The sequence below is a fragment of the Marisediminitalea aggregata genome, from assembly GCF_900129565.1.
Lineage (GTDB): Bacteria > Pseudomonadota > Gammaproteobacteria > Enterobacterales > Alteromonadaceae > Alteromonas > Alteromonas aggregata.
In genome coordinates this window covers 250,844-264,898 of record NZ_FQWD01000002.1, presented here as the reverse complement: position 1 = coordinate 264,898, position 14,055 = coordinate 250,844, and the positions used below count along the sequence as shown (strand labels likewise).

Here is a 14,055-nt window from a genome sequence, read left to right as displayed (position 1 = left end):
GTCGTCAATAATTATTATGTCTTTATGTGTAAAAAGATGTGTTAATGTAAAATATAATTCACAAAAGGGGCTTTCGTGAAGGATCGGAATCAGTGGCGACAAGCGGTACAGCGAATAGTACGTTCAGAAATGTCGATTCGGGGTGTGAAGTACCAGGGCTTAAGCGACAGACTGGCTGAAATTGGGATTGTCCAATCGGCGGATAACCTGAGAAATAAGGTCAATAAAGGCATACTCGGTGCTGACCTGTTGTTGCAAATACTGTTTGTGCTTAATGCAAGGGCGTTATCGAAAGAGACTATCGAAGCCGTGTTAGGTGAACACGACTGAGCGAAAGTACTCTGTGGTGTGTTTGAAAATAGGCGTTGGGGTCTGTCTGCGATATCATGGCAACACGCGGACACTAAAGTACTACGCTATTTTCTGTTCCTGAAAATAAAAACCCAGCCAAACGGCTGGGTAAGAAGGAAAGGAAGATGGGAGAACATCATCGCTTCTGGATATATAGTAATCCTAATATGTTCTGAGGGAAGTGCTTTGATGTATAAATGCGCATTCGTAAGTATAGAAAAAAATACCTAAACTTAATGGGAGAAATGGCGCAATTCTCTGCATGCTAGTAATTACGTGTGTTTGCAGAGAATATGGTAAACTTTAACGATTAAGTGCGGAAAAATTTAATTGTATCCTTTTTAACCTTTTGTCTAATGGTTAAACCACGGACAAACATAGAAAAAAACAATATTAGTATCGATTTTCCATGAAATTATCAGATTTTAGCTTCACATTGCCTGAGCATTTAATTGCCAAATACCCCACACCAGATCGAACCGCCAGTCGTTTACTTCACCTGAACGGCACGACCGGAGACGTACATCATAAGCAATTTCAGCAAATGCTTGACCTGGTTGAGCCTGGCGACCTGTTGGTCTTCAACAATACCCGTGTTATTCCTGCCCGGTTACTGGGGCAGAAGGCTAGCGGCGGAAAAGTTGAAGTGCTCATCGAGCGTATTGTTGACGATAACAATGCGCTGGCACATGTGCGGGCCAGCAAAGCGCCAAAGCCCGGCACGGATTTATTGCTGGAAGGCGCGGTAAGTGTCACGGTAACCGGACGCCAGGATGCCCTGTTTGAACTCCGGTTCAACGGTGATGCGACCGTTCTTGAGCAACTGGAGCAATACGGCCACATGCCATTGCCACCTTACATTGACCGACCTGACGAGCAAGCCGACAAAGAACGGTATCAAACCGTGTACAACCAGGCGCCTGGCGCAGTAGCAGCGCCCACAGCGGGGCTGCATTTTGACGATGCGCTGCTGGAGCGTTTACAGCAGAAAGGGGTAAATCTTGCTTACGTCACCCTGCATGTCGGTGCGGGTACGTTTCAGCCTGTTCGGGTAGATAATATCCTCGAGCACAAAATGCACAGCGAATTTGCCATTGTTCCAGAGCACGTGGTGAATGCCGTTCGGGCAACCAAGGCGGCCGGAAAACGCGTCATTGCGGTGGGAACAACGTCGGTCCGTTCACTGGAATCCTCTGCGCTTGAAGCAAGCAAAGGCGAGGTGCTGGTACCGTATCAATCTGATACTGACATATTCATCTATCCGGGATTTGAGTTTAAGGTTGTGGACGCCATGTTTACTAACTTCCACTTGCCGGAATCCACACTGATCATGCTTATTAGTGCCTTTGCGGGTAAAGACAATGTACTTGCTGCATACGAGCAGGCTATTGAGCAGGAATACCGTTTTTATAGCTACGGCGACAGTATGTTTATCGAAAAAGCGACAAACGCATGATCTCTGCTTAATAGCTGGTATAATCCGCCCTCAATTGAACATCGACAGGTGCCTTATAGCCAAATTCGTGGCGGGCGGCTGGTTCAGACAGGATAATCAACACAATGCAATTTGAATTACTACATACCGATGGTAAGGCCCGACGCGGCCGTCTCGTTTTCGAGCGCGGCGTTGTGGAAACTCCGGCGTTTATGCCCGTGGGGACTTACGGTACGGTAAAGGGGATGACCCCGGAAGAGCTGGAAGACAGCGGTGCACACATTTGTTTGGGTAATACCTTTCACCTAATGCTGCGCCCGGGCACCGGTATCATCAAACAGCATGGCGACCTGCATGACTTTATGCACTGGGACAAGCCTATTCTTACCGATTCCGGTGGTTTCCAGGTGTTTAGTCTGGGTGATCTGCGTAAGATCACTGAAGAAGGCGTAACCTTCCGCTCACCCATCAACGGCGAGAAGATTTTACTGACGCCGGAAAAGTCCATGGAAGTACAGCGCGATCTGGGTTCCGACATCGTTATGATCTTTGACGAATGTACGCCATATCCGGCCACCGAACAGGAAGCGCGTATTTCAATGGAGCTATCGCTTCGTTGGGCAAAACGCAGTAAAGACGCCCACGGCGACAATCCTTCAGCGCTTTTCGGTATTATCCAGGGCGGAATGTACGAAGATTTACGTGACGTATCTCTGGCTGGTCTGGAAGACATTGGCTTTGACGGCTACGCCATTGGCGGTTTGTCTGTGGGCGAGCCCAAAGACGACATGATCCGCATTATCAATCACACTGCACCAAAAATTCCGGAAAATAAACCGCGTTACCTGATGGGCGTGGGTAAGCCGGAAGACATTGTAGAAGCGGTTCGTCGTGGAATTGATATGTTCGATTGCGTGATGCCAACCCGCAATGCGCGAAATGGTCATTTGTTTGTCACGGAAGGTGTGATAAAAATCCGCAACGCGAAACACAAGCACGATACCGGTCCATTGGATGAAAATTGTGATTGTTACACTTGCAAAAACTATTCGCGGTCATATTTACATCATCTCGATAAGTGTAATGAGATCCTCGGTGCACGCCTGAATACCATTCACAATCTGCGGTATTATCAGCGTGTAATGCAAGGGTTACGCGACGCCATCGCCAATGATGCGCTGGATGCATTTGTAGAAGAATTCTACGCACAAAAAAACATGCCGGTACCGGCTTTATAACAATTTAAACGGGGAACATTATGAGTTTATTTATTTCAAACGCCTACGCACAATCAGCCGGTGGAAGCGCTCAGGGCGGTGGTCTTGAAATGTTGATCATGCTGGGTGTATTCGGCCTGATTTTCTACTTCCTGCTGTACCGTCCGCAGGCAAAACGCGTAAAAGAGCACAAAGCACTGGTGTCTTCACTGGGTAAAGGTGACGAAGTGCTTACCCAGGGCGGGTTAGTTGGACGTGTAACCAAAGTGTCTGACGAAAAAGACTTTATTGAGATTGCATTAAACGACGCAACGAATATTGTTGTGCAAAAAACAGCGGTTAGCGCTGTGTTGCCTAAAGGCACAATGAAGTCTATTTAATAACCGCTCACCGGGTACCTTGGACATAGGTGCCCGGTTAAGGGAATGTCCGTGTTAAATCAAAATTCTATTTTTAAGGTCCTGGTGGTCCTGGTGCTGGTGGCGATGTGTAGTTTGTATGCACTGCCCAATATTTACGGCGAAGATAACGCTGTACAAATTTCAGCATCACGCAACTCTACGGTGACCGAAGCCCTCGAATCCAGAGTGTCAGATATTCTGGCAGCCAATGATATTGCCAAAAAGTCCATCGAGTTTGAAAACGAGCAAATTCTGATTCGTTTGAATGATTCTGACAGCCAGTTGCGCGCGCGCGACTTACTGGACCGTGAACTAGGCGATGACTATGTGGTTGCTATGAACCTGGCGGCAGATACACCAGAGTGGCTGGAAAACCTCGGTGGTGAGCCGATGAAGCTGGGCCTGGATTTGCGTGGCGGTGTTCACTTCCTGATGGAAGTGGATATGAACGAAGCCATTGCGAAAGCGCTGGAAGACGCAGAAAGCGATTTTCGTACTGCGTTGCGCGAAGAAAAACTCCGTTACCGTGCAGTCAATGTGCGTGATGGTCATATCGATATTCAGTTCCGCGACGAAGAAACATTAGATAAAGCGGAATTTTTCCTCGAAAACCGCAACCGCGATCTGACTTACCAGGAGTTAGACGGTCTGGTATTACGTGCTCAGTTTGCCGAAACCAAACTGGCTGAAATTCGTGACTACGCGGTGAAGCAAAACATCACCATTATTCGCAACCGGGTTAATCAGTTAGGTGTTGCTGAACCGGTAGTGCAGAAACAAGGTGCAGAACGTATTGTTGTTCAGTTACCGGGTATTCAGGACACCGCGCGTGCGAAAGAAATCCTTAACGCGACTGCTACGCTTGAATTCCGTATGGTTGATCAGGATAACGACGTACGCGATGCTCAGCAGGGCAGAGTACCGCCGGGTTCTCAGTTACTGAACGACAAAGATGGTCGTCCGGTGTTGCTGAAGAAGCGCGTGATCGTGAAAGGTAACCACATTATCGACGCGAATAGCGGTGTCGATGAATATGGTTTACCTCAGGTTAGCATCTCTCTGGACTCGGAAGGCGGCAACAAGATGTCTCGCGGCAGCCGCGAAAACATCGGCGAACCGATGGCAACTGTGTTCATTGAATACAAAGCCACAGGTGATCGCGACGCCAATGGTAAACTGATTTTTGAGCGTCACGAAGAAGTGATCAACGTGGCGACCATTCGCTCTCAGTTTGGCAGCAGTTTCCGGATCACAGGTCTGGATTCACCTAAAGAAGCCCGCGACCTGAGCTTGCTGCTTCGCGCAGGTGCGCTGATTGCACCTATCCAGATTGTGGAAGAACGCACCGTAGGCCCGAGCCTGGGTCAGGAAAACATTGATTTAGGTATGCAAGCCATTATATGGGGCCTGGCGCTGGTGATGGTGTTCATGCTGATTTACTACAAAGCGTTTGGTATTGTCGCCAATATCGCGTTGGCGGTGAACTTGGTGATGATTGTGGGCATTATGTCGATGATCCCGGGTGCAACCCTAACCTTGCCAGGTATGGCCGGTATCGTACTTACCGTCGGTATGGCCGTTGACGCCAACGTGCTGATATTCGAACGTATTCGTGAAGAGCTTCGCGACGGCAGAAGCCCTCAGCAAGCCATTCACCATGGCTACGACAGTGCGTTCTCGACTATTTTAGATGCCAATATCACCACCTTTATTGCGGGTCTTATTCTGTTCGCAGTGGGAACCGGCCCAATTAAAGGGTTCTCAATTACTCTGATGATCGGTATTGCAACCTCCATGTTTACAGCGATTCTGGTAACACGCGTTATCGTTAATGCTGTGTGGGGCGGCCGCCGTGTAAGTAAGCTGGCGATATAGGAGCACGATCATGCAATTATTAAAGTTAAAAGAAACCATCAACTTCATGAAGCTGCGTTTGCCAGCGATGGTGCTGTCAACCGTGCTAATTCTGGGCTCGTTAGTGTCTCTGGGCGTAAACAGCCTGAACTGGGGCCTGGACTTTACGGGCGGTACCCTGATTGAAGTGGGTTACGAAGACGCCGCCGATTTGGAAGCGATTCGTCTGCAGCTAGCTGAAAACAACTTCCCGGATGCGATAGTGCAGAACTTCGGTAGCAGTACCGACGTGCTTATTCGTATTGCACCGCGGGAAGGCGTTAAAGCGGCGACCATTGGCGATCAGGTTATCGAAATTTTGCGTGCAGCTAATGCCGGTGTTGAAAAACGCCGTATTGAGTTTGTTGGCCCCAACGTAGGTGAAGAACTTACCGAGCAGGGCGGCCTTGCCATGTTGGTTGCGTTAATCTGTATCCTGATTTACGTTGCGGCGCGCTTTGAATGGCGCTTCGCGCTGGGCTCAGTGTCTGCGTTGGTTCACGACGTGATCTTAACGTTGGGTTTGTTCTCCGTGCTGCAACTGGAATTCGACTTAACGGTACTGGCGGCAGTACTGGCGGTTATCGGTTACTCGCTTAACGATACCATCGTTGTGTCTGACCGTATCCGCGAAAACTTCCGCAAAATCCGTAAGGGTGAGCCGGTTGAGATCATCAATATCTCTTTAACGCAAACCTTAAACCGTACCATCATAACCTCATTAACCACGGTACTGGTGCTGTTGGCACTGTTCTTCGTGGGTGGGGCGTTAATCCACGGTTTTGCAACTGCATTGCTGTTTGGTGTGGTAGTAGGTACTTACTCGTCTATCTATATCGCGAGTTCAGTTGCCCTTGCCCTGGGTATCAGTAAAGAAGATCTGATGCCACCACAGGTTGAGAAGGAAGGTGAAGATTTGGATGCTATGCCATAGCAGCTAAAGTTATAGCGTAAAGCCGCCCTCGGGGCGGCTTTTTTATTGGTTATCGAACTTCAACCGACGCAGCAAGTTTTGCCAGTAGCTTTTTACCGATACCTTTAACGTTTACCAGGTCATCCACTGAGCTAAACGGACCCTGTTCCTCACGGTAAGCTACAATAGCCTGGGCTTTACTTTTACCGATACCCGGTAACGCCATCAGTTGTTCAACATTCGCGGCGTTCAGGTTAACCAGCGTGTGTTTGCTGGCAACATGTTCAACGCTGTCCATAGTAGTGAGTGCCTCAGCACATGCGGAGCTGGCGCCGCAAACCGATGTCAGTAAAAGCGCCAGGAAAGTCAGTATACGAGTATTCATTGTTTGTGTTCCTTTTCAATCATGGGATAGGTGTACCTGGCCATAGCGCGAGTAAGTCAGATAACAACAAACTCATCATTGGCTGGGTACATACACCTTAACGCTTGAGTTGGAAGTGGGGCAGTACTGAAAAAGGCCAGTTTTTACACTGAACTTAGCTACGTGAGGAATGACAGGCATAAAAAAAGCAAGCCAGTTGGCTTGCTTTAGAACAGGGTGTAGATGCCGTTTACAGGCGGTCAAGTACCGCTTGGGTAAACTCTGTGGTGCCGTGCTGGCCACCCAAGTCACGGGTAGTACGGTCACCAGTCTCAATGACGTCTTTCAGTGCAGTGCGGATACGCTCGGCTTTATCGGCCATGCCCAGGTACTCCAGCATCTGTACAGAAGCCAGGATAACGCTGGTTGGGTTAGCCAGGTTTTTGCCTGCGATATCAGGTGCAGAGCCGTGAACGGCTTCAAAGATTGCACAGTCACCGCCGATGTTCGCGCCAGGTGCCATACCCAGGCCGCCAACCAAACCGGCACACAGATCAGACAGGATGTCACCAAACAAGTTGGTCGTTACAATGACGTCGAACTGGTGAGGGTTCATCACTAATTGCATACAGGCGTTGTCTACAATCATTTCCTTTGACTCGATATCCGGGTACTTTTCACCGATTTCACGAGCGACTTTCAGGAACAGACCAGAAGTCGATTTCAGGATGTTTGCTTTGTGAACCGCTGTTACTTGTTTGCGACCTTCACGGCGTGCCAATTCGTAGGCAAAAGTAACGATTTTTTCAGCGCCTTCACGGGTAATTTTACTCAGTGCTTCTGCTTCAGTGCCATCTTCAGAGACAACCTGACCCAGGCCTGAGTACATACCCTGCGTGTTTTCACGCACAGTGATAATGTCGATATCTTCGTAGCGCGCCTTGGTGCCTTTAAAGGACAGCACAGGACGAACGTTTGCATACAGTTTGAATTGCTTGCGCAGGCTTACGTTAATTGATGTAAAGCCTTCACCTACTGGGGTTGTTAGCGGGCCTTTCAGGGTGACTTTGTTTTTCGCGATCAGGTCCAGTGTTTCCTGAGGCAGTAATTCACCGTGATTTTCCAGTGCTACCAGGCCGGCATCTGCATAATCGTAGGCAAAGTCACAACCCACTTTGTCCAGAATTTGCGTAGCAGCATCAATGATATCCGGGCCAATACCATCTCCGCGGATGACAGTAATACGTTGTTGAGTCATCAGAGATCCTTAATAACTTGTACTGATTCGTTAGGTAATTTTGCTTTGGGGTAAGTGTAGCGTAAATTTCTGTAATTACAGATTTGAACCGATGACGCTCATTCATACTACCGGTTTTGCTACACCAGAGGGGCCATTATCGTGTGATGTTGTTTTGTGTCTCGCACGCGGCGACACCCTCCACAGCCAGGCGCTAGTCTAAACGATCAGCCCTCAAATGAGTAGTGAATTATGCCTTTAGTAGGGGTTGTGTAGCCGCTATTTATTTGCTGAATGGCGATTGCTGGCAAATTCGTTTAAAGGGCAAGCTAACAGGGCAGAAACCTGACTTCGGATAAGGGATTCCAGTCCAAACAGGTCCGGATAAAGCTGGCGGGTCTGTTGTATAAATTGTTTTGTTGATTCGCAGACAGGTTGATCGAGCAACCATTGCCTCGCCCAGATTATGCTAAGACCTGCAACGCAATGAGCCTGCCGCAGGGATGCAGGTACATCAAGTGGTAGCCTCCCACAACACGCGATCAGTTTCGTTTGCAAGGTTTGCTGCTGCCACGCGGTTACCAGTGATTGCTGATGCTGACGCACTGAGGCCAGCCATTTCTCGGGTTGAGGGTGCAGCAAGGTAGCTACATTAAATAATTGCCGTGGTTGGCGAGGTATTGTGATCTGCACTTTGGTGTAGGGCAATGTAAACAAAGGAGAAAATGCAATGGTGACGACCAGGCCGGCACTTTGTGGTGTCAGTGAAGGAGTCGCAGCAGCCAGTTCACTGGCAATTTGCGCGGCAAGCTGGGTTAAGCGACTAAACCAGGGCTGCAATGGAAACGGGTGTTGCGACAAGCGCTGGTAAAGCGCGTGCTGAACCAGCATATGGCCAACCCTATCCAGACCATACGTTAAGATACTTTGTTTGAGATCCTGTACAGGAAGCTGCATCCGATTGTCCTGGGAGGCTGCCTGAGTCAGGAAGGCACTGAACGTCGGTTCAGTACTAATCAGGTCGACAATCTTTTTAATTGCCACATCAGGGTCGTATAACGCGCGAAGCAGCTGTTCCAACGACGTCGGCGGGCGGCTTACCGGATAACTCGTCGGTACAGCCCACTGGTAGTCTGGTAGGGTAAGTGCCTGTTCGTTATTGTCATTTTCCGTCTGGTAATGGTTTAAGCGCTCAACGATTTGAACCCACTGGGTTAATGACACAGTTTTGCCGTTTTCCGGTGTGATACTGTTGCGTCCGTCCCAGGCAAATTGCTCATTGTGGGGCAGATACAGGAGAACTTGTTCTGGTAATTGGCCAACCAGTAACGCAGTCGACTGCTGATACTTCACCCGACACCCTTCGTGTAAAACACCAGGGAAAGTCACAAACGGGGTTAATAAACTATTCAGTGAACAACCCGTTCGCAATGAAAGGTGATGCAGCGTATCAGCTACGCACATAGCCGGGGAGCGATGCAGTAACGCTATCCACTGCCAGGAAAGCGCGAAAACATCGTCGGAGTCGTGACTGGCTGCGCCAGTCGATAGCAGTCTGAAAGCCCAGTAGTGCTGGTCTAGCTTGCGCAACTGTGCGGCGACCTTTTGTCTTACGGCAGGCGGTTGTTGCGCTTGTTTTAACTGATAAAAACTCAGTAGCGCCGCAACACCTTGCTGCAAAGTGTGATGGTTCGCATGAGAGCGCATACCCAATAACAGATAGAGGGCAATATGCCTGCGCCAGAGTTTGCTTTGTGGCTGTTGCAGGGAGGCGGGCAGGCAGGCGATAGCAGTCAATAACGGCAATGCGTTTTCCGCTAATGATAACCAGTTGGCACTTATAGTCAGGTAAGCGTTAATTTGACTGGATTGTTTTGCCGGAAGAACAGGAAGCGACAGGCTTTGTTCGGTGATCTCAGCCAGTTGGCTGGCAAAGGCATCCAAACCAGTTAGCTGCTCAGATAGGTTTGATATGCCCCTTCACCCCAGGCAACCAAGGCTTCGTTTTCGAACAACAGTGGCGTGCATTCATCCTGCGTAGTGAGGCCATCGGCGCGTACATGCTGGGTGCGATAAAACATGACCTGAATTTCGCGGCTACCCTGCATCTTGGCTTCGGTGATATCCGGCGCGCCGAGCAGCGCGAGTACTTCTGCGCGAGTAATGCCAAGTTCGAGTTTGGAAATCTGTACTTTGTTGTACTCTTCGCGATCCTGCCAGTCCATGTTCTCCGGCTTGTCCGGATAGAATGCAATTAGCAGAAAGGCCAGCACCGCGTAGGATGCCACGCCAAACAAAATAAGCTTAATAACTTTACTATTCATTTATTTATACGTTGTTAGGGAATGGGTAGTCGCTATTTCAGCAGCTAGTCTACCCTACTTTTTGTGTAGCTGTCAGCACCTTGAATGTTACCGATTATGTCTCGCGGTTTATGGTATAGCACGGCTGATACTCGGTACCGGGTAATTTCATGCGCTGTTGTGCAACAAATTGCTTCAACAGAGCATCAATACGCGACATGATATCGGCTTCGCCCGACAGGTTGAACGGCCCAAGTTCGCGAATTTGTTTGACCCCTTCGGCTTTCACATTTCCTGCAACTATGCCGGAGAAGGCTTTGCGTAAGTTGCTGGCGAGATCTGACAGCGGCTGCTCGCGATGCAGATTAAGTGCAGCCATGGTTTTGTGGGTAGGCGTAAAAGGCTGCTGAAAGTCATCTTCGATCTTCAAAGACCAGTTGAAGCTAAATGCATCGCCCATGGCCAGGCGGTATTGTTCCACTTTTTTACTGCCCTGACACAATACCCGCGCGACTTCTGCCGGGTCGTCAATAATGATTTGGTACTTGCTCTGCGCTGTTTTACCCAGCGTGGCTCCCACAAAGTCGTGAATGGCTTCGAAGTAGCTTTCACTGCCGGCCGGACCGGTGAGTACCAGAGGATAAGGCTGCTGGGCATTTCGCTCGTGTGACAAGATGCCCAATAAATACAACAACTCTTCTGCGGTTCCCACACCACCCGGAAAAATCACAATGCCGTGTGCGATACGCACAAATGCTTCCAGACGCTTTTCAATGTCTGGCATGATCACCAGTTCATTAACAATGGCGTTAGGCGGCTCAGCCGCAATAATACTGGGCTCTGAGATTCCGATATATCTACCGGCTTTATAGCGTTGCTTGGCATGGCCAATGGCTGCGCCCTTCATGGGGCCTTTCATGGCGCCGGGCCCGCATCCGGTGCAGATATTCATTTCCCGCAACCCTAACTGATAGCCTACTTCCTTGGTGTATTTGTATTCGGTTAATCCAATCGAGTGACCGCCCCAACACACGATGGTGTTGAGTTCATTGTTAGGCTCAATAACCTTAGCGTGGCGCAACATATCGAACACCATATCGGTGATGCCGCTGCTATCCAGTGGGGCTTGTTGATGTACGAAAGCGTACTTATTGCCCATGTAGAGCATGTCGCGTAAAACGGAAAACAGATGCTCGTGGACACCCCGAACTAATCTGTCATCCACGAAACCCACTTCCGGAGGGTTGATCAATTCGAGTTTAACGCCGCGTTCGCGCTTGATAAGTCGGATGTCGAATGAGTCATATGGGGAAAATAAAACTTCGTAGTTATCTTCGTCAACGCCACTGTTAAGTACAGCCAGACAGCAGTTGCGAAACATGCGGTACAACTCACTGTTGGTGGTGTCTTCGAGTTTACTGACCTCAACCTGAGACAGCTGACTCATCCAGCCAACAGGGTTCAACTGAATTTTTTTCATGCGGATTCCTGTACAACTACCTGGTTACGGCCTCCGGCTTTTGCTTGGTACAAACATTTGTCTGCGCGCTCGAATGCAGTATCGAGCTCTTCACCTGTGCGGCACTCCGTTCCACCAATAGATACCGTAACGGTTAATCTTTCCTGCTTGAACTTAAAGGGTAGCTGGGCCAGCCCAATTCGCAACTCATCCAGTCTATTCGTCAGGTTGTTGATGCTCAGCTCCGGTATCAGCAAAATGAATTCTTCACCTCCCCAACGGGCTAGAAATTCATTAGTGTGAAGACGACTTTTTAGGTATCTGGCTATCGCCTGCAGCGTTTTATCGCCCGCCGCGTGGCCGTATTGGTCGTTGATCCGTTTAAAGTGATCAACGTCTATTACGGCAATACTCATCGGTTTTTGTTGCTGCTGACATTTCTGCCAGTCTTTATGAGCACGTTCGTTATAGGCCATGCGGTTTGGCACTTTAGTGAGTGGGTCGGTGTACATGTTCACACGCTGCTCAACGAGTTTTTTGCGATAGGAGTCGGTTTGTTTTTGTAGCGAAGACAGCTGTTGCTGCATCGACACCAGCAGTGTCATCAAGCCTTCCTGTTCTTCTCTGTCTGATTCTTCCCCTTGAGACAACGAATTACTCAACTGGCCGAGATAATGTTGTGCCTGCTCTTTTAGCTGATCGACATTTTGTTCGCCTTCCAGGGCGTCGCCCATGTCTTCCAGTACATTTCTTAGTGACTGTTGACGCGTTTGGCGCGCTTCAAAGCTTTCCACGCTCTTGCTTATGCTGTCGGTAACTTCGTTGTTGATGTTACCCAACGCATTGTTGAGCCGGTGGATGATTTTACCGGCGGTACTCGCTTCAGTCACGGTTTCCTGCACCATGATGCGTATTAACAACAGGCAACTGCTCAGCAAGTCTTCTTCAGTCAGCTCCTGATTGATACGCTCACGTAAAGACGCAATATAGGTGTCGTCCGGGTTAACCCGGGCATAGGTCTGAAGCAGGTGCGATAACTCGTCAATCAGATCCTGCTTGAGTTTTAGCGTTGTATTATTTGCTTCTGGTTCTGTGTTTTCTAACGGCACAGCGTCGGCAGACAGTCCGCCTTTGTAACAGGTAATAAGCTTTTCGTACAAAGGCAACACCTGACCCACAGACGCAATGGGCTTGGAGAGCGCATTCGCCACCCCTAATGCTTTCTGGGTCAGTGTTGTGTCGATTATATAGCGCTGGAAATCTTTGGTATCAGCCTCTAACTGACGGATCCATTGTTGCGTTAGGTTTTTTAGATTAGTCGGCTCCAGCATAAACAACTGGTTAATTTTATTGATGCTGACCGTTGCCAGCGTGTAATCGACTTTTCCGCTCAGATGACTGCGAAGTTTGCTTAACTCGGCATCGATATCGGGCGACAAGCCTTCATAAAAATTAGTCAGTCTGACGATAAAACCTGCTAGCTGCTCGTTATTATTCTTGAGCGATTGCAACTGCTTTGCGTCCATTTATGTTATGTCCTGTTATTAGCAAGGGCAGGGCAAGTTACTGCCGGGCCTGACGATCGTTTTCTATATCAACAGTATAGTTGCTGCGCAGAGGATTGATATCTAATCCACCACGCCGCGTGTAGCGCGCATAGACAGCTAATTTCAATGGTTTACACCGAGCCATTAAATCACAATAAATACGCTCAATACATTGTTCATGAAACTCATTGTGCTGGCGAAACGAGATTAGGTAAGCCAGCAACCCTTCATGGTCGATTTTAGGTCCCTGATAACGGATTTGAATACTTGCCCAGTCGGGTTGACTGGTGATCAAGCAGTTGGATTTTAACAGATGGCTCACCAGTGTTTCTTCTGCGTGTTGAGAGGTATCACTGTTAAGCAGCGAGGGGGCTGGAGAATATTGTGTAACGTCAATGTCCAACTCGTCGATACATGTGCCAGTCAGGTTCTTTACGGGTAAATCATCGAATTGTTCCGGTCCAAACAGTGTGACGGCGACGGGAGCGTCAGCGCAGGCGCTCAAGTCTTTCTCAAGACACGCTGATACGTCTTCACGCGAGTTGAATTTCGTTTGATTGAAGCTGTTAAGGTACAGCTTGAATGACTTGGATTCGATCAGATTGGCAGAGGTGACGGGTACCCGACATTGCAAAATAGCAACCAGAGGCTTACCTTTTGCATTTAACCAGGACAGCTCGTAACCATTCCAAATATCCACGCCCTCAAATGGCAGTGGCGCTGTGACCCCAATTTGGTCGCGGCTCAGCGAGCGCGGCACGCTTTGGAGCAAGTCTGGCGTGTATTGTTCAATGTAATCGACACTTTGTCCCAGTGTCAGGTGAGTAGGGAGAGAAAGTTCTTTTTTTTGCTTTGATAGTTCAGTCATGCAACCAATCTGGCTCCATATCGATGAAAACAGGGTAGTGAGATCGTCACCCCCTGACATCAGGCGG

Annotated in this window: 13 protein-coding genes; 6 read left to right on the top strand and 7 right to left on the bottom strand. The window is 48.9% G+C overall.

What is annotated here, in order from left to right; genetic code table 11:
* Nucleotides 1–129: 129 nt before the first annotated feature.
* From BUB81_RS05290 to secF, 6 genes are all read left to right on the top strand, one after another.
* On the top strand, nt 130–330 hold the full coding sequence (locus BUB81_RS05290; protein ID WP_245819137.1) for a DUF6471 domain-containing protein: 201 nt from the start codon (nt 130–132) through the stop codon (nt 328–330).
* Nucleotides 331–760: 430 nt separating this feature from the next.
* On the top strand, nt 761–1,807 hold the full coding sequence (gene queA / locus BUB81_RS05285; RefSeq protein ID WP_073319395.1) for a tRNA preQ1(34) S-adenosylmethionine ribosyltransferase-isomerase QueA: 1,047 nt from the start codon (nt 761–763) through the stop codon (nt 1,805–1,807).
* 104 nt (nt 1,808–1,911) lie between these two features.
* The gene (tgt, locus tag BUB81_RS05280; protein ID WP_073319392.1) at nt 1,912–3,024 is read left to right on the top strand and encodes a tRNA guanosine(34) transglycosylase Tgt; all 1,113 of its coding nucleotides are present in this window, start codon (nt 1,912–1,914) and stop codon (nt 3,022–3,024) included.
* Between the two features lie 20 nt (nt 3,025–3,044).
* On the top strand, nt 3,045–3,383 hold the full coding sequence (gene yajC / locus BUB81_RS05275) for a preprotein translocase subunit YajC (protein WP_073319390.1): 339 nt from the start codon (nt 3,045–3,047) through the stop codon (nt 3,381–3,383).
* Nucleotides 3,384–3,434: 51 nt separating this feature from the next.
* Nucleotides 3,435–5,279, top strand: a complete 1,845-nt coding sequence (secD, locus tag BUB81_RS05270) for a protein translocase subunit SecD (RefSeq protein ID WP_073319387.1) — start codon at nt 3,435–3,437, stop codon at nt 5,277–5,279.
* Between the two features lie 10 nt (nt 5,280–5,289).
* Complete coding sequence (secF, locus tag BUB81_RS05265) at nt 5,290–6,231, top strand: protein translocase subunit SecF (protein ID WP_073319384.1); 942 nt, start codon at nt 5,290–5,292, stop codon at nt 6,229–6,231.
* Between the two features lie 49 nt (nt 6,232–6,280).
* Here the strand turns inward: secF and BUB81_RS05260 are convergent, their stop codons facing one another.
* The 7 genes from BUB81_RS05260 to queF form a co-directional block, all read right to left on the bottom strand.
* Nucleotides 6,281–6,595, bottom strand: a complete 315-nt coding sequence (locus BUB81_RS05260; protein ID WP_073319381.1) for a ComEA family DNA-binding protein — start codon at nt 6,593–6,595, stop codon at nt 6,281–6,283.
* Between the two features lie 229 nt (nt 6,596–6,824).
* Complete coding sequence (locus BUB81_RS05255) at nt 6,825–7,832, bottom strand: isocitrate dehydrogenase (protein ID WP_073319378.1); 1,008 nt, start codon at nt 7,830–7,832, stop codon at nt 6,825–6,827.
* Nucleotides 7,833–8,090: 258 nt separating this feature from the next.
* Nucleotides 8,091–9,755 (bottom strand): HDOD domain-containing protein, encoded by a 1,665-nt coding sequence (locus BUB81_RS05250; protein WP_073319375.1) that lies wholly within the window; start codon nt 9,753–9,755, stop codon nt 8,091–8,093.
* A gap of 5 nt (nt 9,756–9,760) precedes the next feature.
* Complete coding sequence (locus BUB81_RS05245; protein ID WP_073319372.1) at nt 9,761–10,135, bottom strand: DUF3192 domain-containing protein; 375 nt, start codon at nt 10,133–10,135, stop codon at nt 9,761–9,763.
* A 94-nt stretch (nt 10,136–10,229) separates the two neighbouring features.
* Nucleotides 10,230–11,594, bottom strand: coding sequence for a nucleotide 5'-monophosphate nucleosidase PpnN (gene ppnN, locus BUB81_RS05240; RefSeq protein WP_073319369.1), 1,365 nt, complete (start codon nt 11,592–11,594; stop codon nt 10,230–10,232).
* On the bottom strand, nt 11,591–13,099 hold the full coding sequence (locus BUB81_RS05235; RefSeq protein ID WP_073319366.1) for a sensor domain-containing diguanylate cyclase: 1,509 nt from the start codon (nt 13,097–13,099) through the stop codon (nt 11,591–11,593). The genes ppnN and BUB81_RS05235 overlap by 4 nt, the downstream gene beginning before the upstream one ends.
* A 37-nt stretch (nt 13,100–13,136) precedes the next feature.
* Nucleotides 13,137–13,988, bottom strand: a complete 852-nt coding sequence (queF, locus tag BUB81_RS05230; RefSeq protein WP_073319363.1) for an NADPH-dependent 7-cyano-7-deazaguanine reductase QueF — start codon at nt 13,986–13,988, stop codon at nt 13,137–13,139.
* Nucleotides 13,989–14,055 lie beyond the last annotated feature (67 nt).

What these genes read in the sequence shown, in the direction of transcription:
- queA (WP_073319395.1), top strand. Translation starts at nt 761, where the DNA reads ATGAAATTATCAGATTTTAGCTTCACATTGCCTGAGCATTTAATTGCC.
- BUB81_RS05290 (WP_245819137.1), top strand. Translation starts at nt 130, where the DNA reads ATGTCGATTCGGGGTGTGAAGTACCAGGGCTTAAGCGACAGACTGGCT.
- yajC (WP_073319390.1), top strand. Translation starts at nt 3,045, where the DNA reads ATGAGTTTATTTATTTCAAACGCCTACGCACAATCAGCCGGTGGAAGC.
- secF (WP_073319384.1), top strand. Translation starts at nt 5,290, where the DNA reads ATGCAATTATTAAAGTTAAAAGAAACCATCAACTTCATGAAGCTGCGT.
- queF (WP_073319363.1), bottom strand. Translation starts at nt 13,988, where the DNA reads ATGACTGAACTATCAAAGCAAAAAAAAGAACTTTCTCTCCCTACTCAC.
- BUB81_RS05260 (WP_073319381.1), bottom strand. Translation starts at nt 6,595, where the DNA reads ATGAATACTCGTATACTGACTTTCCTGGCGCTTTTACTGACATCGGTT.
- BUB81_RS05235 (WP_073319366.1), bottom strand. Translation starts at nt 13,099, where the DNA reads ATGGACGCAAAGCAGTTGCAATCGCTCAAGAATAATAACGAGCAGCTA.
- ppnN (WP_073319369.1), bottom strand. Translation starts at nt 11,594, where the DNA reads ATGAAAAAAATTCAGTTGAACCCTGTTGGCTGGATGAGTCAGCTGTCT.
- BUB81_RS05255 (WP_073319378.1), bottom strand. Translation starts at nt 7,832, where the DNA reads ATGACTCAACAACGTATTACTGTCATCCGCGGAGATGGTATTGGCCCG.
- BUB81_RS05245 (WP_073319372.1), bottom strand. Translation starts at nt 10,135, where the DNA reads ATGAATAGTAAAGTTATTAAGCTTATTTTGTTTGGCGTGGCATCCTAC.
- tgt (WP_073319392.1), top strand. Translation starts at nt 1,912, where the DNA reads ATGCAATTTGAATTACTACATACCGATGGTAAGGCCCGACGCGGCCGT.